The organism is Cytobacillus sp. FSL W7-1323 (assembly GCF_038595015.1).
In the GTDB taxonomy this organism is placed as follows: Bacteria; Bacillota; Bacilli; order Bacillales; family Cytobacillaceae; genus Cytobacillus; species Cytobacillus kochii.
Genome location: NZ_CP151998.1, coordinates 1,910,421 through 1,927,977, shown reverse-complemented (window position 1 = coordinate 1,927,977; position 17,557 = coordinate 1,910,421). Strand labels below are relative to the sequence as shown.

The following is a 17,557-nucleotide window of genomic DNA, read 5'->3' as shown; positions in this document are numbered from 1 at the left end:
TAATTACCATACTCCACTTGAATGGGTCAAAAAGTATTACTGTTGATTCAGTGAACGGACACCATTATTTCGCACTTCTTTGTCTTTCGCTTTTCTATCTACTTGATAAATAAACGCGAAAACTTCCGCGACTACTTGATACAGCTCTTCAGGTATCTTTTCATTCATATTTAATTTTCCTAGTAACTCCACTAAAGAAGGGTCTTCTTGAATCGGTAATTCATGCTGTTGTGCAACAGTTATTATATTTTCTGCAATAAGCCCTTTTCCCTTTGCAGAAACGACCGGTGCATCCATCTTTTCTGAGTAAGTTAAGGCAACTGCTTGTTTAGCGTTTTGTCCATTCATATTCGCATATCAACACCTGTAATTTGAAATGTATCCGTCTTATCCGTCTTATCCTCTTCTACTTTACTTGTTATTTCGGAAAAATTAATTTGTGTTAATTGATAATTCGTTTCGTTTAATTTACGTTTAATCAGCTCCTCATATGGCTGGGTATCTGGGAGCAGTTTTTTGTTTTCAGTTGAAATATTCATCGTGATTACTCTGTTTTGAATCTGCAACTTTATATAGGTTTCACCCAATGTTTCCATATTTAAATGAAATAGCACCCGACAGAAACTTGGATCAATTTCCCCATTCTTTTTCCTTTTACTTGACCACTGCATTGAAAGGAGTTTACTGAATGGGCTTAGTGGAAATGGCAACTGTAGGGCAAAGTGGGAGAGTCCATTTGTATCATGTGAAAGTAGCTGCATCCCAGTGATTTTATTTAATAACTCCTTAGCAGCTTCACTCAGAGCAGGTTGCTGGATTTCTTTGATCAACTGTAAAATGAGTGGTTTAATCGCCTGAATGTTAATTGGCTGTCTTTCATTAAGTTGCTGTTCATAAGTTAAACCGAATATAGCTAATATTTGCTTTAGTTCACCCTTTATCATCACTGGGTTATGTAATTGCTGCCTGTTTTCTTCCGCAATATTATACAAAAGTTGTTGCGTTTTTGAATAAGCGTTTTTATTTATGTTTTCTAGCACTTGAAGTTGTTCTTGCATACGAGAATAAACATCTACAAGTGGTAATGAGGTTTGCTTGGTGGGGATTGATGGATGGTCATATAATTTCGCCAGACCATCCTTTATTAAACTTGTTATCTGGTTAGCATTTAAAGGCAATGTAATTTCTCCATTTTTTATGCTAGCCTGTAAGTTAGTCCCACTCTCCCATGTAAATGAAAAAGCATGATTCAATTTTGTTAATGTGAGCAAAAAAGGGGCCGTTTGTTTTTGTAATCCCCCGCTTTGTATATTTTGTAAAAGAGATAATATTGCTTTATTTTTTTCATCTGAACTGGTATATAACAGCTGCTGAATGATTTGTTCTTCACTGCTTTTCGACGAAAATACACCTAACTTTTGTAACAAGGAGAAACTTTCTTTTGCTTGAACGCTATTTTTCAGCCAGCCATCCATTAAACTTGTTAACATTTTATCATTGAAAAGATGGTTAAATTTATTTAAAAGGTTATCAAGTGTTTGAGCTGTTTCGTTATTGAGATAGGGCGTAAGCTTATGTTGAAGATTGTTTATTGCGAACGTGATTGTTGGCTCATTTTTCATGCTATGTACGGCGTTGAAAACTTCTTTAGTTAATGGTAATCGTCTATCTAAAAGTGTTTTAAACACAGCGATATCTTGTTTTGTATCTCCTGTCATCCAATGAGTAAATGATTTTACAAGTGATTGAGTAAGTGGAATCTCTCGACTTTGAAACCATTTAACTAGCTCAACCTTTTCTTGTGTAGCATTTATTCCCATCGTTTGTAAAATCGCTTGGGGAGATATGCCTTTTAAAAGTTGATTTTCATCGATAATTTGTAAGTTAATTCCTTCACCATTCTTTTGCACCACAAACCAAATATCACTATTGTTAATTAGATTGATTGCGGTTTTCGCATAAATCTTCTGAGCCCCTATTTGAATTTCAGCCATGTTTTCCTCGTTCACCTTCAAAACTTTGCCCTTTAACAATTGCCCTGGCCGTAACATGAGTGGCTGGTTTTTTATTGGGTCTTTTGAAACCAGCGTTAATTCATTCACTTCCACCAACCTTATCACCTTCTATTGTCAATTAGATAGTCTTTAACTGGAGCAAAGCTACGACGATGAATGGGCGATATTCCTTTTTCTTCAATTGCACGCAAATGTTCCTTTGTACCGTAGCCCATATTCTTTGCAAATCCATAGTCAGGAAATTGTTTATCATAAGCTTTCATCAACCTGTCACGTTCTACTTTTGCTACAACAGATGCAGCAGCAATACTAATACTTTTGCTATCGCCCTTTATAATTGATTCACTCGGGTAGGGTGTGGGTAATTTAACGGCATCAATAAGCAAAAAATCAGGTTGAGTATGTAAACTATTTACCGCATGTATCATCGCTTTTTTCGATGCCTCTAAAATATTCATTGTATCAATTTCATGATGATCGATCATACATGTTGAAACAGCAGTTGCTTCCTCCATAATTCTTTCATAATAATACAAACGTCTCTCTTCAGAGAGTTTTTTTGAATCATCAATACCTAGAAGCTGAATGTTCTCAGGTAAAATAACGGCGGCTGCTACAACCGGTCCAGCTAACGGTCCTCGTCCCACCTCATCTATACCGGCGATCAACCGATAACCTTCCTTATTAAATAGCTTTTCGTATTTTTGCATGAGCTCGTACTTCTCTAGTAAGGCTTCTCGTTTTTCTATTTGCTTTTCCCAGCGTCCTAATGCTTTTTGCACACCTTTTCTTTCATCTAATCTTAATGTTTTTATGTAGTCATCTTCTCTATCACTATTCTTTAATAATTGCTCTATTTCTTTAATCGATTTCATATCTGCACTCTCCTATTTCATCGACAGATTGGTCAAATTCTTAAACATTTGCATTTATGGACGAAAAAATAAAGGCCTATGATTAAGACCTTTATACTCGGATAATGTACTTACTCCATTCTTCTTTCCATTCAATGAACACATTACTCTTCTTCTATTATATCTTTCGGACTTTCTAATGTTAAGCGACCAAATTTTTCTGAGCGGAACTCTCTAATGATTAACTCTGTCACCTTATCATAATCAACTGTACCACCGCTCACTAAGCAGCCTCTTTTTTGGCCAATTTCATCAAATAGTTCTACGATTTCTTCAGGAAGCTCATTTAATTGATACCTCTCAACTAACTTCTCTGGGTAGTGTTCTGTCATAAATCTCAGAGCATAAACAGCAATATCTTGTAGATTTAAGATCGTATCTTTAATCGCACCAGTTAATGCAAGCTTTAAACCAATTTCTTGATCTTCGAATTTCGGCCATAAAATCCCTGGCGTATCAAGTAGCTCCATCTCTTTGCCAACTTTAATCCAACTTTGTGCCTTCGTGACACCAGGCTTATTACCTGTTTTAGCGATATTCTTCTTCGCCAGGCGGTTAATTAAGGTTGACTTACCTGCATTAGGTATGCCAACTATCATCGCTCGAATGGCTCGCGGCCTTATTCCCTTTGCTTTTTGCTTGTCGAATTTCTCTTGAAGTAATTGTTTGGCTGCTAGAGTAATATCCTTCATACCCTGACCATCTTGTGAATTAATACTAATTGCGGTTAATCCTTTGCTTTTAAAATATTCAATCCACTGTTTCGTTAGGATAGGATCGGCCATATCTGCTTTATTAAGCAATACTAATCTAGGCTTTTGTTGAATAATCTGTTCAATCATTGGATTGCGTGAAGATAGAGGAATCCTTGCATCAACCAATTCAAAAATAATATCGACTAATTTTAACTTCTCTGTTACTTCTCGTCTAGCTTTCGCCATATGTCCTGGAAACCATTGTATTGTCATTACGTATCATCACCTTTAAATTCACATTTCAAATTTACGCTTTATTAAACATTTAAATTACCTATTACGTACTAAAAAAACACAATCATGGCGCTTGTTTAAGGAAAAGGATAAACTCATCCTTTAAGTTAAGAGAAATCATGCAATCACCTTAAGCGCCATATTGTGTTTTAGATGTTATCATTCATTCAAATCTACTTAATTAATCTAATATCCTCAATCGGCCAATAAATAATTCCAGCAGTTCCTAATACATCTTCCATAGGAACTGGGCCAATATGACGGCTATCTTTACTAAAGCGGCGATTATCACCCATTACAAACAAATGGCCCTCAGGCACTGTTTCTTGGCCGATTTTCTCTTCTAGCGTAAATGGCTCTGTTAATGGACCGTCAGCTACTTGTTGCTTATACTCGTCAAGATATGGCTCCTCATAAGGTTCCCCATTTACGTATAATGTATCATCCTTATATTCAATTTTGTCTCCAGGTAAACCAATGACCCTTTTAATATAATCTTTATTTTCTGGTGCATGAAAAACAATGATATCGAACCGATCAGGCTCTCCAATTTTATAACTGAATTTATTGACAATCATTCGGTCTTGATCATGCAGTGTTGGCATCATCGATAATCCGTCTACCACTATCGGTGCAAAAAGAAAATATCTAATAATTGCTGCTAGCAAGACGGCGACAACTAATGCCTTTGTCCATTCCCATAATTCACTTTTCTTCTTAGCCATCGTTTCCCCACCATTCTTTCTCTTTTAAAAGCATAGCCACTTATACAGCTGCGTTTTATTCTCTCAATTATTGACATACTCTTATTTTATACATAAAAGAAGTAGACGATGCAACTATACAATGAACTATTGTTTGATTTAGTAGAATCAAACTGCTTCTTAACACTACCAATGCTGAAAAAACAGCCTATAAGTATGTTATTATCATATCAGAAATGAGAAATATGTATAGAAAAAGAGCTTGTAAAAATACAAGCTCTCCTTTCTTCATTTTAACTAAGGTAACATAAGTTGAACTTACATCCCTTTTGTTAAACCGATTATCGAATTTCTTTAATACGAGCTTTTTTACCACGTAGGTTACGTAGGTAGTAAAGTTTCGCACGACGGACTTTACCGCGACGAATTACTTCAAGCTTCGCAATTTTAGGTGTGTGTACAGGGAATGTACGCTCTACGCCTACACCGTAAGAAATCTTACGAACTGTGAAAGTTTCGCTAATTCCACCACCACGACGCTTAATCACAACTCCTTCGTATACTTGGATACGCTCACGAGTTCCCTCTACGATACTAACGTGTACACGTACAGTATCACCAGGACGGAATTCAGGTAGATCCGAACGAAGTTGTTCTTGAGTGATTTCTTGAATTAATTTATGCATCGTTTTCAACTCCTCCCAAGACGCTCATGCAAACCATTTGTGTTACAGCGGAACATCGTTATCAGACAAAAGACTTTTAACAAGCCCAAGTCACAAAGATTATAATACCATATCATCCGCAGAACATCAATGTTAAATCTGTTCTTTTTTAATTTCTTCTAACCAATTTCTTTCTTCATCAGTCAAATCTATTTGTTCAAGTAAATCAGGACGTCGTTGATACGTTCTCTTTAACGATTCCCTCTGTCGCCATTGTTCAATATGAAGGTGATTTCCTGAGGTTAATACGTCCGGGACTTTCAATCCTCGAAAATCAGCTGGTCTCGTATAATGAGGGTGTTCAAGCATCCCAGTACTAAAAGAATCTTTCATATGTGACTCTTGATTTCCTAAAACATTAGGCAATAATCTCACCACACTGTCAATGACAACCATAGCTCCTAATTCTCCACCTGTTAACACATAATCACCAATGGAAATTTCATCAGTTACAATATGTTCACGAATCCGTTCATCATAACCTTCATAATGTCCACATATAAAAATTAGATGCTCACTTTCGGCAAGCTCTTCAGCCTTTTTCTGTGTAAACCTTTCTCCTTGAGGACATAGAAGAATAACACGAGGATTTGCATCACTTTTACTCTTTATATCACTGACAGCATCAAAAATCGGCTGTGGTTTTAACACCATACCCGCTCCGCCACCATAGGGATAGTCATCGACTGTTTGATGCTTATTATCCGCATATTCCCTAAAGTTCACTACATTATAAGATGCAGCTCCTGCTTCACTTGCTTTTTTTAAGATAGAATGACCGAATACACCTGCAAACATTTCTGGAAATAGAGATAGTACATCTATTTTCATTATAATAGGCCTTCTAACAAATCGATCATAATCTTCTGATCAGCGATATTTACTTCCTTAACGACATCAGCAATATAAGGAATGAGGATTTCTTTTTTCTGCTTACCTTTAATCACCCAAACATCATTCGCACCTGGTGAAAGAATTTCTTTAATTTCACCAAGCTCTTCACCATCCATCGTGTAGACTTTACACCCAATGATTTCGTGATAATAAAACTCATCTTCTTCTAATGCACTCAATTGCGATTCATTTACCTTTAAAATGCCACCTTTAAGCTTTTCAGCTTCTTGCATACCGACAACCTCTTCAAAAGTAAGTAAATCAAAAGACTTATGTTTGCGGTGGGATGAAACTGTTAATTCTCTCCCTTGTTTATTATCAGGCATAAATAAGGTCAATTTATTTCCTGGTGAATAGCGTTCTTCTGTAAAATCTGTTCGAGAAATGACGCGAACTTCACCACGAACACCATGGGTATTTACAATTTTACCAACATTAAACCATGTTTCCATTTCATACTCACCTCTAGCGGATATCGTCAACCAATCCATCTTTAATGATAATCGTTTTTCCTTTTTCGATCTCTTCCCAATTATCTCCCTTTTCGATGGTTATTAACGATTGAACTTCTTTTTCTTTTAATTCACTTCCAAGTGGAAGCATATGTAATTGCTCTATTTGAAAATCAAGTAATTTCATTTTTTCATTTCTTGATTCTATTTCTTTATCAAAAAAGGAGCGAAGATGGCCATTTTGGGCCTTTTGGTTCTTCTCCCACTTTCTCATTTCAAACTTAAATTGATCACATTCTTTTTGTAGTTGCTGTTTTTTCCATTCATAGTTATTTAATAATTCCTGTTTACTCGTTTCAGTTAAAACTTGTTTCACAGTAACCGTTTGAATAATTTGCAAGATCAACCAGCCTCCATTCAATAATAGAATGTGAAATTTTGTTTAATGGTGAAAAAAGGAGGGTATCCCCTCCTTTCTCATGTTTGTTTATTCAGCTATATCGATAGAATCGATTATTTAATTTCTAAGAAAATCTTTTTTTCTTGAGAAGTACCTGCTGCATAAACAACAGTTCTTATCGCTTTTGCAATGCGCCCTTGCTTACCAATTACCTTCCCCATGTCATTCTTGTTGACAGAAAGCAAATAGGTCACCGCTCGGTTTTCTTCACGAATACTCACTTGAATATCTTCAGGAAAATCAACCAGGGGCTTCACAATTGTCTCGATAAGGTCCTTGATCATAAGTTAATCACTTATTTTGCATGCTTTGCATTATGGAATTTTTCCATAATACCAGCATTTGAGAATAAGTTACGAACCGTATCAGACGGTTTAGCACCATCTTGTAACCATTTAAGCGCTAGTTCTTCATTGATATCAACACTTGCTGGTTGAGCAACTGGATTATAAGTTCCTACTGTTTCAATGAAACGTCCATCACGTGGTGAACGAGAATCAGCTACTACAATACGATAGAAAGGAGATTTTTTAGCTCCCATACGTTTTAAACGAATTTTTACTGCCATTTTTAAAGCACCTCCGAATAGTTTCACACAAGATAGTATATTATCAGATACTACCCTGGTTTGTAAAGGTTTTTTTCTTTACATAGTATTTTTTTATTAAAAAGGGTTAAAAGGAAGCTTTAAACCGCCCTTTTTCTTCCCTTTTTGTTGCATTCCTGACATCTGTTTCATCATTTTTTTCATTTCTTCAAACTGCTTCAGTAAGCGATTGACCTCAGGGACCGTTCGCCCACTACCTTTTGCAATTCGTTTTCTTCTACCTGCATTAATGATCTCAGGCTGACTTTTTTCTTCTTGTGTCATTGATTGAATAATGGCTTCAACATGGGCAATTTGTTTATCATCAATTTTTAAGTTATTCAGCCCTTTTACCTTGTTTGCACCAGGCATCATCTTTAATAATTCATCAAGTGGCCCCATCGTCTTCACTTGACCAAGTTGCTCTAGAAAATCATCAAGCGTGAACGAAGCTGTACGCATTTTCTTTTCTAGCTCTTTCGCTTTTTCCTCATCTACATTAGCTTGCGCCTTTTCAATAAGTGAAAGCACGTCACCCATACCTAAAATTCTTTGGGCCATTCTCTCTGGATGAAAAGCTTCAATTGCATCTAACTTCTCACCAAGTCCAATAAATTTAATCGGTGTTTCCGTGACTGAGCGAATAGATAGTGCTGCTCCACCACGGGTATCACCATCTAATTTAGTTAATACCACACCAGTGAGCCCGAGCTGTTCGTTAAAACTAGACGCTACATTAACAGCATCTTGTCCCGTCATTGCATCAACTACAAGGAAGATTTCGTCTGGATTTGTCAAGTCCTTTACATCTTTAAGCTCAGTCATCAGGGTTTCATCCACATGTAAACGACCAGCTGTATCGATTAGCACATAATCATGATGGTCTTCCTTCGCTTTAGCAATGGCTTGTTTGGCAATTTCAACAGGACTAACTTGATCTCCTAAGGAAAACACAGGCATATTAATTTGCTTACCCAATGTCTCCAATTGCTTAATAGCCGCTGGTCGATAAATATCAGCTGCCACTAACATTGGATTACGGTTATATTTCTTCCTTAATAAGTTTGCAAGCTTTCCTGTCGTTGTCGTCTTACCTGCCCCTTGTAACCCAACCATCATAATAACAGTTGGTGGACGATTGCTAACAGCGATTTTACTTTGTTCGCCGCCCATAAGCTCTGTTAATTCTTCTTTAACAATTTTGATGACTTGTTGTCCTGGAGTCAGACTTTTCATTACATCTTGTCCGACAGCACGTTCGCTTACCTTTTTAACGAATTGTTTAACTACTTTAAAGTTAACATCGGCTTCAAGTAATGCTAAGCGAACTTCACGCATCATTTCCTTTACATCCGCTTCACTTACTTTTCCTTTTCCACGGATTTTTTGAATTGTATTCTGCAGTCGGTCGGCTAAACCTTCAAATGCCATGCACGCCGCCTCCTAATCTAATTTCTCAAGCTCTTCCAGCAAGGCTTCATATTGTTCTTTTAAGCTTTCTGGTTGAAAATTACTCTTTAATTTTGCAATAATTTTAGCGCGCTCTTGAAATTTATGAAACAATAATAACTTCTCTTCGTATTCCTCAAGCATCGCTTCTGTACGCTTTATGTTATCATAAACTGCCTGACGGCTCACGTGATACTCTTCTGCAATTTCACCTAAGGAGTAGTCATCAAGATAATAAAGGGACATATAGCTGCTTTGTTTTGGTGTTAACAACGATTGATAGAAATCATACAAATAATTCATTCTCGTTGTTTTTTCAAGCATCTCTAAACCCCCTTGTTAAGTGAAAAGCCTTTACAATGTAAAGTTTACCTATCACACACTGAATTGTCAAGCATAGACTGACTTTTATAGTGTGTCAACTTATATATAAGCTATATTAGTGAGCCAAGCTTCCGTCATTTTAAAATAACCGATTTCATTAAGTAAAGCTCATTGCATTCTTCAGCAATGAGCTTTGTTCTTATTCTTATTCTTCTGCTTCAACCATTTCGGCAAATAATCCATACACATATTGTTCTGCATTGAATGTTTGTAAATCATCCATTTTCTCACCTAAACCAACTAATTTCACTGGGATTTCCAACTCATTTCGAATGGCCAAGACGATGCCGCCTTTAGCTGTTCCGTCTAATTTCGTTAAAACAATACCTGTTACATTTGTCGCTTCTTTAAACGTTTTCGCTTGAACCATTGCGTTTTGCCCAGTTGTCGCATCTAAAGCTAACAGAACTTCATGAGGTGCACCTGGTACTTCTCGTTCAATGACACGTTTTACTTTTTCAAGTTCTTTCATTAAATTCACTTTGTTTTGCAGGCGACCAGCTGTATCACAAATAAGTACATCTGCTTTTCTTGACTTTGCTGCCTGTACAGCATCAAACATCACTGCAGCAGGGTCAGATCCTGCCCCTTGTTTAATTACTTCAACCCCGACTCTTTCGCCCCATACTTCAAGCTGTTCAATCGCCCCAGCACGGAACGTATCTCCTGCGGCTAACATGACCTTTTTTCCTTCCCCTTTTAGCTTATGAGCAAGTTTTCCTATTGTCGTTGTTTTCCCCACACCATTGACGCCGACAAACAACATAACTGTTAGACCATCGTCTTGAATATTTAAATCTGCAGAAGATTCGCCTGCTCTTTCATAAATATCAATTAATTTTTCAGAAATAACTGCATGGACCTCTTTCGGATCTTGAATATTTTTTCTTTTCACTTCCATCTTTAATTCTTCTACTAATGTCATGACAGTATCAAAACCAACATCTGCTTGGATAAGAATTTCTTCTAATTCTTCGAAGAAATCTTCATCCACTTTACGATATCTTGCAACTAAATCATTAACTTTGCCAGAGAAATTATCTCTTGTCTTTGATAACCCGTCTTTAAATTTCTCTGTAACAGTATCCGTTTGTGAAGTGATTTTTTCTTTCAACCTCTTAAAAAAACTCATTTTCATAACTCCAATCTGCTAATAATTACTATTAATATGTATGAGGATAAGCCCCACTAACTAATTACTAATGGGACTTATCATTATGTTAGCTCATCGCCATCTCTTTTGTTTCTTCAAGCCTTACAGATACCATTTTTGAAACGCCGGATTCTTGCATCGTAACACCATACAATACATCCGCTTCCTCCATTGTTCCTTTTCTGTGAGTAATCACAATGAACTGTGTTTCATGGCTATAGTTTCTTAAGTACTTCGCATAGCGGTGCACATTAGCTTCATCTAAGGCTGCCTCTACTTCATCTAATATACAAAATGGGACAGGCCGGACTTTTAATATAGAAAATAATAACGCAATCGCAGTTAAAGCTCTTTCTCCACCAGATAAAAGCCCTAAATTTTGCAGCTTTTTACCTGGTGGTTGCGCGACGATATCAATACCAGTATTTAATAAGTCCTCAGGATTTGTAAACTTAAGATCTGCACGTCCCCCACCAAATAATGATTGAAAAACAGATTCAAAGTGGAAACGAATTCCTTCAAATGTTTCTTGAAATCTCCTTTTCATTTCCACATCCATCTCATCTATGACTTGGAAAAGCGTGTCTTTTGCAGCTAGTAAATCGTTCTGCTGTTCTAATAAAAACTCGTAACGTTCTGAAACACGTTCATATTCATCAATGGCACCTAAATTAACCGTGCCAAGTTCATCTATTGCTAATTTGATTAACTTTACCTTTTTGCGTGCATCTTCCACATCAATACTTAGTGGGAATGCCTCTTTCGCTGCTTCATAAGAGAGCATATATTCTTCACGCAAATGTGTTAAACGGGTCTCTAACTCTACGTCTAATCGATTAATTTTCACTTCAAGATCTTTTAATCCTTCTACTCTTCCTTTATGAAGACGTTTTAACTCTTTTAACTCCACTTCGATATCTTCAAGTACTGTTTGCAATGAAAATCTTTCTTCTCTGCGTTTAGCGATTAATTCAATCGTTTGATTCTTATCTTCACGCTTTCTCATTGCTTCTTCTTCGAGATGTTGTTCTCCTGAGGAATTATTGGTCATTTCTGATGATAATAAATGCAAGTCATCTATAACGAGTTGTAATTTCTCTTCTGTGTCTGCTTTTTCTGAGACGATTGAACGCAAACGATCTTGTGCAGATTTTAGTTGCTCACTTTTAGAAGCAAATTGCACCTTTAATTCGTTTATCTCTTCTTGTAAGCTTTCTTTTGACGTTTGTTGTACATTCTTTAATTGCGTTAATTCTTTAATTTGGTTATCTAATGAGATAATTTCTTCAGCATAATTTCGCAGTATTTCTGTTAATTCGTTTTCTCGATTGACGAAGCGGCTTTTCTCTTCAACAAATTGTGCCTTATCCAGGTCATACAAAGAAAGGCGATCATTTACTCTTTTCTCTTCATACTCCATATCTTTAAGGAGACCAAGACGGCTTTGCTCTTCTTCGCGTAATTGTTCTCCCTTTTGCTTAAGCGTTTCTAATATATGCTCAGCATCTTTGAACTGTTGCTTCATTTTCTTCACACGTGCCTCAAGTTCTTTTGTTTGCTGATCCATATGAGTGATTTTATCATTCAAATCATCCAGCTCATTTTTTCTACTTAATATCGATGATTTATTCTGTTTAACCGCTCCGCCTGTCATTGAGCCACCAGGATTAACGATATCACCATCGAGTGTGACTATTCGTACGCGATACCCTAATAGCTTGGCTAGCGCATTAGCTCCTTTTAAATCACTGGCAATTATTACGTTGCCTAGTAAGCTTTCAATAGCAGGAGCATATTTAGCATCATATTGCAGTAAAGAAGCAGCTGTCCCTATGTACGCTTCGTGTTCTTTCACAATTTTTAATTGCGCTTCATTCAATGTTTTCTTTTTTAACACATCAAGTGGCAAGAAAGTCGCTCTACCATAGGATTGGCTCTTTAAATATTGAATGGCTTTTCGCCCATCAGCTTCTGTCTGCACAACGATATGCTGCATTGCCGCGCCTAACGCAACTTCCATTGCAGTTTGATATTCTTTAGGAACTTCAATTAACTCCGCCACTGCTCCTTCAATACCAGTAAGGCGATTGTTTCTTTCTTTCAGTACTTCTTTCACACCTTGGAAAAACCCGGAATAATCTTCTTTCAACTCTTCCAACATTTCTTTTCTAGACTGTGCTTGTTGTAGAAATTGAATGGCTTGATAGTATTTCTTTTCATCCTTTTCATAGGTTTGTTGCAACATTTCATATTCTTTTTGCTTTTGCCTATATTGGTGTATATGGTTGTCTAACTGTGCCTTAACTGCCTCATGATCATGCAATAACGCCGCTTTACGTTCGAGCAATACTTCTCTTTCCTCAATATATCGACTATTATCACCAATCAACTTTTCTTCACGCGTTGCTTGTTGCGTAAGTTGTTTTTGCAACATCTGCTGTTCATTCTTTGCTGCTGCTTCAGTATTTAAAAGATCAATATACTCACTTTTTAAGTTCTCAATTTGTTCATCAATATCAACGCTATATAACTTCAACTGTTCTAACTTCTCGGAAAGTTGTTTTTCATAAGTAGAGGCCTCAGACTTTAAAGCAAGCGTTTTTTGATCTTGTTCTTGTCTTAACTTTTTAAGTTCCTCTACACGTATGGTTAATACTTCTTTGTTTTTTTGTAACTGTTCTTTGTTTTGCGAAGCATTTTTCTTTCTTTCCTTAAGCACTTCTTTACGACCTTCAAGTTTTTCTAATGCTTCACTCGCATGGAGGAGTACTTCTTGTAATTCATTAACTGATTCATCCAATGCGACTGTGCGGTCTCGTACTTCAGCAATTTTCGCTTCTTTCGTTTGTACCTCTGCTGAAAGGGCTATTTCTTGCTGTTGCTGTTGATCAAAATCATTCGAGTGCTGTTCCCATTTTTTATGCAAATCCTCTATTTCATAAACTGTTAAACCGACTTCAAACTGTTCAAGCTCCTCTTTCTGCTGTAAATAATCTTTAGCAATAGAAGCTTGCATCTTCAATGGTTCAACTTGGGTTTCTAATTCGTGAAGAATATCGTTTACCCTGTTTAGATTATCTTTTGTTTCACTTAGTTTGACTTCCGCCTTCTTTTTACGTGTTTTATATTTTAAAACACCTGCAGCCTCTTCAAAAATCGTTCTTCTTTCTTCCGGCTTACTATTAAGAATTTCCTCTACTCTTCCTTGGCTTATGATCGAAAATGCTTCTCTCCCTAGCCCCGAATCCATAAATAACTCAACAATATCCTTTAATCTACAAGGTTGTTTATTAATTAAATATTCACTATCTCCCGAACGAAAAACCCTTCTTGTTACACTAACTTCACTGTAGTCAAGTGGTAAAAATTGATCATGATTATCTAGCGTTAAAGTAACTTCTGCATAGTTTAATGGTTTGCGTGTATCACTACCTGCAAAAATAACATCACCCATTTTCACGCCACGTAACGATTTAGCTGATTGTTCACCTAATACCCAACGGATGGCATCCGTAATATTACTTTTACCACTTCCATTAGGGCCAACAACTGCAGTTACACCAGTAACGAAATCAACTGTTACTCGTTCAGCAAAAGATTTAAAACCGACGATATCGAGTTGCTTTAAAAACAAAATTCTGCTCCTCCCTTACTAAATCTCCTTTTCACCTTTATAAAGATTTAGTTCACATGGTTTTTAAGTACTTCTAATGCCATTTGCGCTGCATGTTGTTCCGCTTGTTTTTTTGAACGACCTGTACCAGTTCCAAGCTCTTCACCGTTTAGATAAACAGTTGACTCAAATTCACGATTATGAGCCGGTCCCTTTTCCTGCAGAATCTTATATTCAATCATTCCCGCTGAATCTCTCTGCACTAATTCTTGTAATTGGCTTTTAAAATCCATTACATGAGAAAATGCGCCAGAGTCTATCTTAGGAAAAACATATTTTTCTAAGAAGCAAACAACAACATCAATCCCTTGGTCTAAATATAGTGCTCCAATAAAGGCTTCAAAGACATCAGCTAATAGTGCCGGACGCATTCTCCCCCCAGTCATTTCCTCTCCTTTGCCTAGTAAAACATATTGGCCAAAATCTCTTTCATTAGCAAATTCAACCAAGGAAGGTTCACACACGACCGCTGCTCTTAATTTTGTTAATTCACCTTCACTCATCATCGGATATTTAATATAGAGAAATTTGGAAACTGTTAATTCCAATACCGCATCTCCTAAAAATTCGAGTCTTTCATTATCTTCATGAGGCTTTCTTCGATGCTCATTCACATATGAAGAATGAGTAAAAGCTTGTCTTAATAATTTTTCGTTTTTAAATTCAATAGATAATACCTGTTGTAATTCTTTAAACTTCTTTTCATCCGCACGTTTTCTTTTCTCTTTTTCTTTGTAATTACGCATTTTAACAGCCACCTTGTACCTTAAATAAATTTATCCTAAATGGTGATAACCACACATATTTGTCTACATTATTAGACGTGGTTTATTACTGATGACAAATCTTATCTTTTTATATACATCATTCTCTCTTAGTTTAAGCAATTTTACATAAAAACACAAAGAAACTTGGCAGAAAGAATTCTTAACCAAGTTTAAAGCGCTAATGAGGATAAATCTGGATGTACTTACTGTCCGTCACTACCTGATTAACTCAAGTCACGGCGGACAATAAGCACAAAAGTGACATCTGGCTCATTAACTGCTATTTATATAGAAAGATTGAGTGAGGGATATCCCTCACTCATACTTATCTAACGATTAGTTTTTTGCTTTTATGTAATTTACAGCGTCACCCACTGTTACAATTTTTTCAGCATCATCGTCAGAGATTTCCATATCAAACTCATCTTCTAATTCCATTACTAGTTCAACTACATCTAGGGAATCAGCACCAAGATCATCTTTGAAAGACGCTTCTTCTTTTACTTCTGCTTCATCAACACCAAGACGATCAACAACGATTTTTGTTACACGTTCTAATACTTCTGCCATGCTTGTTCACCTCCCCTCAAGATATTATAGATGAAAGTTAATAAATACGAAAGATGTTTTTAGTAAATGCAACAATCACGTAATCTTAAATCTTTCATTTATATGTAAACCCTTTAAAAAAGGACTTACTGTTTACATATACATACCACCATCAACATGCAAAGTTTGACCAGTCATATACTTACTATCTTCAGAAGCAAGGAAGTTAACTACTTTTGCAATATCTTTTGGCTCTCCGAATGTTGCCAGTGGAATATTAGCAAGCATTTGCTCTTTAATTTCTGCATTTAATTCATCGGTCATTTCTGTCGTAATAAACCCAGGTGCAATCGCATTAACCGTAATGCCTCTCGATGCTAATTCTTTGGCTGTTGTTTTAGTTAAGCCGATGACACCAGATTTAGCAGCTACGTAATTTGCTTGGCCTGGATTTCCTGTTGTTCCAACAATAGAGGAAATATTAATAATGCGTCCGCTCCGCTGCTTCATCATTTGTCTAGTTACAGCCTTCGTGCACAGAAATACTCCCTTAAGATTGGTATTGATGACAGCGTCCCATTCATCTTCCTTCATTCTCATCAATAGGTTATCCTTTGTAATGCCTGCATTATTCACTAGAATATCAATACGGCCAAAATGTTCGATGACCGTTTTAATCATATTTGTAACTGATTCACTATTAGAAACATCACATTGAATTGCAAATGCTTCTGACCCTAATGATTTAATTTCATCAACTACTTCATTGGCTCTCGCCTCACTACCTGCATAATTGACAGCTACTTTTGCCCCATCTCTGGCAAGCTCTAAAGCTATTTCCCTACCAATCCCTCTAGAAGCACCGGTTACAATTGCAATTTTATTTGATAACTTCATTTTGCAGCCTCCTTTATGGCTTCGATAGTTGACTCAATGGACTTACTATCAGAGATAGCAAAAAGTTGAACATTACGGTCTACCTTTTTGATAAGGCCTGATAAAACCTTTCCAGGTCCAATTTCAATAAAAGTATCTACACCTAAAGCAAGTAACTTCCTTACAGTATCCTCCCAAAGAACAGGTGAATATAATTGTTGCAATAGCTTTTCTTTGATTTCTCCAGACGCAGTGATTGGCGTTGCTGAAACATTCGCAATCACTGGCACACTTGCATCCTGTAATTTGATTTCATCTAATACGCTTAATAGACGATCAGCTGCTGGTCTCATTAGTTGCGAATGGAAGGGACCGCTTACTTCTAATGGTAATACTCTTTTCGCACCTGCCATTTTTGCTTCTACGCCAGCTAGTTCTACACCTTGTTTTGTACCGGAAATGACAATTTGTCCAGGTGAATTCAAATTGGCTAATTGTACAGAATGACCTGATTCAGTAATCTTATCGGTAATAGCTTGCAGTGCTTCTCTTTCCATACCAAGAACTGCAGCCATTGTCCCTTCTCCATTAGGAACAGCATCTTCCATAAATTCACCACGTTTATGAACAGCATAAACACCGTCAGTAAAAGAAATGGCTTCTGCTGCAACAAGTGCTGAATATTCTCCTAAACTATGGCCAGCAACATAATCTGCTGTGATGCCAGATTGTTTGAATGCTTCCAAAACCGCGATACTTGTTGTTAACAATGCCGGTTGAGCATTCATCGTTTGCGTCAACTGTTCTTGTGGGCCTTCGAAAATAAGTTGTGAAAGAGAGTATCCTAAACGTTCATCAGCTTGTTTAAATAATTTTAAAACGTTCTCATTCTCATCAGCTAGTGATTTCCCCATTCCAACAGTTTGTGAACCTTGTCCTGGAAAAACAAATGCAATTTTCCCCATAT

Annotated in this window: 19 protein-coding genes; all 19 read right to left on the bottom strand. The window is 36.7% G+C overall.

Going from position 1 to position 17,557, the window contains the following annotated elements:
- Window positions 1–36: 36 nt before the first annotated feature.
- Entirely contained in the window at window positions 37–348 is a 312-nt protein-coding gene (locus tag MKX67_RS10045) for an EscU/YscU/HrcU family type III secretion system export apparatus switch protein (protein WP_095369544.1), read from the bottom strand.
- Window positions 345–2,108: a hypothetical protein gene (locus tag MKX67_RS10040; protein WP_307314453.1), complete on the bottom strand. Its 1,764-nt coding sequence runs from the start codon at window positions 2,106–2,108 to the stop codon at window positions 345–347. The genes MKX67_RS10045 and MKX67_RS10040 overlap by 4 nt, the downstream gene beginning before the upstream one ends.
- Window positions 2,109–2,116: 8 nt before the next feature.
- A complete protein-coding gene (locus MKX67_RS10035; protein ID WP_307314456.1) occupies window positions 2,117–2,890 on the bottom strand; it encodes a ribonuclease HII in 774 nt (257 codons plus the stop codon).
- 143 nt (window positions 2,891–3,033) lie between these two features.
- Window positions 3,034–3,897: a ribosome biogenesis GTPase YlqF gene (gene ylqF, locus MKX67_RS10030; RefSeq protein ID WP_251161464.1), complete on the bottom strand. Its 864-nt coding sequence runs from the start codon at window positions 3,895–3,897 to the stop codon at window positions 3,034–3,036.
- A 194-nt stretch (window positions 3,898–4,091) separates the two neighbouring features.
- Window positions 4,092–4,643, bottom strand: coding sequence for a signal peptidase I (gene lepB / locus MKX67_RS10025; protein ID WP_095369548.1), 552 nt, complete (start codon window positions 4,641–4,643; stop codon window positions 4,092–4,094).
- 320 nt (window positions 4,644–4,963) lie between these two features.
- A complete protein-coding gene (gene rplS, locus MKX67_RS10020) occupies window positions 4,964–5,308 on the bottom strand; it encodes a 50S ribosomal protein L19 (RefSeq protein ID WP_095369549.1) in 345 nt (114 codons plus the stop codon).
- Between the two features lie 132 nt (window positions 5,309–5,440).
- Window positions 5,441–6,178 carry a tRNA (guanosine(37)-N1)-methyltransferase TrmD gene (gene trmD / locus MKX67_RS10015; protein WP_095369550.1) on the bottom strand — a complete coding sequence of 246 codons (738 nt, stop codon included), beginning with the start codon at window positions 6,176–6,178 and terminating at the stop codon, window positions 5,441–5,443.
- Window positions 6,178–6,693 carry a ribosome maturation factor RimM gene (rimM, locus tag MKX67_RS10010; protein WP_095369551.1) on the bottom strand — a complete coding sequence of 172 codons (516 nt, stop codon included), beginning with the start codon at window positions 6,691–6,693 and terminating at the stop codon, window positions 6,178–6,180. The genes trmD and rimM overlap by 1 nt, the downstream gene beginning before the upstream one ends.
- 13 nt (window positions 6,694–6,706) lie before the next feature.
- On the bottom strand, window positions 6,707–7,093 hold the full coding sequence (locus MKX67_RS10005; protein ID WP_095369552.1) for a YlqD family protein: 387 nt from the start codon (window positions 7,091–7,093) through the stop codon (window positions 6,707–6,709).
- Window positions 7,094–7,206: 113 nt separating this feature from the next.
- A complete protein-coding gene (locus MKX67_RS10000) occupies window positions 7,207–7,434 on the bottom strand; it encodes a KH domain-containing protein (protein ID WP_095373476.1) in 228 nt (75 codons plus the stop codon).
- Window positions 7,435–7,448: 14 nt separating this feature from the next.
- Window positions 7,449–7,721 carry a 30S ribosomal protein S16 gene (gene rpsP / locus MKX67_RS09995; protein ID WP_095369553.1) on the bottom strand — a complete coding sequence of 91 codons (273 nt, stop codon included), beginning with the start codon at window positions 7,719–7,721 and terminating at the stop codon, window positions 7,449–7,451.
- 96 nt (window positions 7,722–7,817) lie between these two features.
- The gene (ffh, locus tag MKX67_RS09990) at window positions 7,818–9,170 is read right to left on the bottom strand and encodes a signal recognition particle protein (RefSeq protein ID WP_095369554.1); all 1,353 of its coding nucleotides are present in this window, start codon (window positions 9,168–9,170) and stop codon (window positions 7,818–7,820) included.
- A 12-nt stretch (window positions 9,171–9,182) separates the two neighbouring features.
- Window positions 9,183–9,512: a putative DNA-binding protein gene (locus MKX67_RS09985; RefSeq protein ID WP_095369555.1), complete on the bottom strand. Its 330-nt coding sequence runs from the start codon at window positions 9,510–9,512 to the stop codon at window positions 9,183–9,185.
- A gap of 205 nt (window positions 9,513–9,717) precedes the next feature.
- On the bottom strand, window positions 9,718–10,704 hold the full coding sequence (gene ftsY, locus MKX67_RS09980) for a signal recognition particle-docking protein FtsY (RefSeq protein ID WP_095369556.1): 987 nt from the start codon (window positions 10,702–10,704) through the stop codon (window positions 9,718–9,720).
- 88 nt (window positions 10,705–10,792) lie between these two features.
- Window positions 10,793–14,359, bottom strand: a complete 3,567-nt coding sequence (gene smc / locus MKX67_RS09975) for a chromosome segregation protein SMC (RefSeq protein WP_322909226.1) — start codon at window positions 14,357–14,359, stop codon at window positions 10,793–10,795.
- 47 nt (window positions 14,360–14,406) lie between these two features.
- Window positions 14,407–15,144: a ribonuclease III gene (gene rnc, locus MKX67_RS09970; protein WP_095369558.1), complete on the bottom strand. Its 738-nt coding sequence runs from the start codon at window positions 15,142–15,144 to the stop codon at window positions 14,407–14,409.
- A 357-nt stretch (window positions 15,145–15,501) separates the two neighbouring features.
- A complete protein-coding gene (locus tag MKX67_RS09965; RefSeq protein ID WP_095369559.1) occupies window positions 15,502–15,735 on the bottom strand; it encodes an acyl carrier protein in 234 nt (77 codons plus the stop codon).
- A gap of 132 nt (window positions 15,736–15,867) precedes the next feature.
- Window positions 15,868–16,611 (bottom strand): 3-oxoacyl-[acyl-carrier-protein] reductase, encoded by a 744-nt coding sequence (gene fabG, locus MKX67_RS09960; protein ID WP_322909225.1) that lies wholly within the window; start codon window positions 16,609–16,611, stop codon window positions 15,868–15,870.
- Window positions 16,608–17,555, bottom strand: coding sequence for an ACP S-malonyltransferase (gene fabD / locus MKX67_RS09955; protein ID WP_095369561.1), 948 nt, complete (start codon window positions 17,553–17,555; stop codon window positions 16,608–16,610). The genes fabG and fabD overlap by 4 nt, the downstream gene beginning before the upstream one ends.
- Between the last annotated feature and the right edge of the window lie 2 nt (window positions 17,556–17,557).

Bases quoted from the DNA above. Each gene is read 5' to 3' on its own strand.
- rnc (WP_095369558.1), bottom strand. From the start codon at position 15,144: ATGCGTAATTACAAAGAAAAAGAGAAAAGAAAACGTGCGGATGAAAAG.
- trmD (WP_095369550.1), bottom strand. From the start codon at position 6,178: ATGAAAATAGATGTACTATCTCTATTTCCAGAAATGTTTGCAGGTGTA.
- ftsY (WP_095369556.1), bottom strand. From the start codon at position 10,704: ATGAGTTTTTTTAAGAGGTTGAAAGAAAAAATCACTTCACAAACGGAT.
- MKX67_RS10045 (WP_095369544.1), bottom strand. From the start codon at position 348: ATGAATGGACAAAACGCTAAACAAGCAGTTGCCTTAACTTACTCAGAA.
- MKX67_RS10035 (WP_307314456.1), bottom strand. From the start codon at position 2,890: ATGAAATCGATTAAAGAAATAGAGCAATTATTAAAGAATAGTGATAGA.
- MKX67_RS09965 (WP_095369559.1), bottom strand. From the start codon at position 15,735: ATGGCAGAAGTATTAGAACGTGTAACAAAAATCGTTGTTGATCGTCTT.
- fabD (WP_095369561.1), bottom strand. From the start codon at position 17,555: ATGGGGAAAATTGCATTTGTTTTTCCAGGACAAGGTTCACAAACTGTT.
- lepB (WP_095369548.1), bottom strand. From the start codon at position 4,643: ATGGCTAAGAAGAAAAGTGAATTATGGGAATGGACAAAGGCATTAGTT.
- MKX67_RS09985 (WP_095369555.1), bottom strand. From the start codon at position 9,512: ATGCTTGAAAAAACAACGAGAATGAATTATTTGTATGATTTCTATCAA.
- ffh (WP_095369554.1), bottom strand. From the start codon at position 9,170: ATGGCATTTGAAGGTTTAGCCGACCGACTGCAGAATACAATTCAAAAA.
- rplS (WP_095369549.1), bottom strand. From the start codon at position 5,308: ATGCATAAATTAATTCAAGAAATCACTCAAGAACAACTTCGTTCGGAT.
- fabG (WP_322909225.1), bottom strand. From the start codon at position 16,611: ATGAAGTTATCAAATAAAATTGCAATTGTAACCGGTGCTTCTAGAGGG.
- ylqF (WP_251161464.1), bottom strand. From the start codon at position 3,897: ATGACAATACAATGGTTTCCAGGACATATGGCGAAAGCTAGACGAGAA.
- rpsP (WP_095369553.1), bottom strand. From the start codon at position 7,721: ATGGCAGTAAAAATTCGTTTAAAACGTATGGGAGCTAAAAAATCTCCT.
- rimM (WP_095369551.1), bottom strand. From the start codon at position 6,693: ATGGAAACATGGTTTAATGTTGGTAAAATTGTAAATACCCATGGTGTT.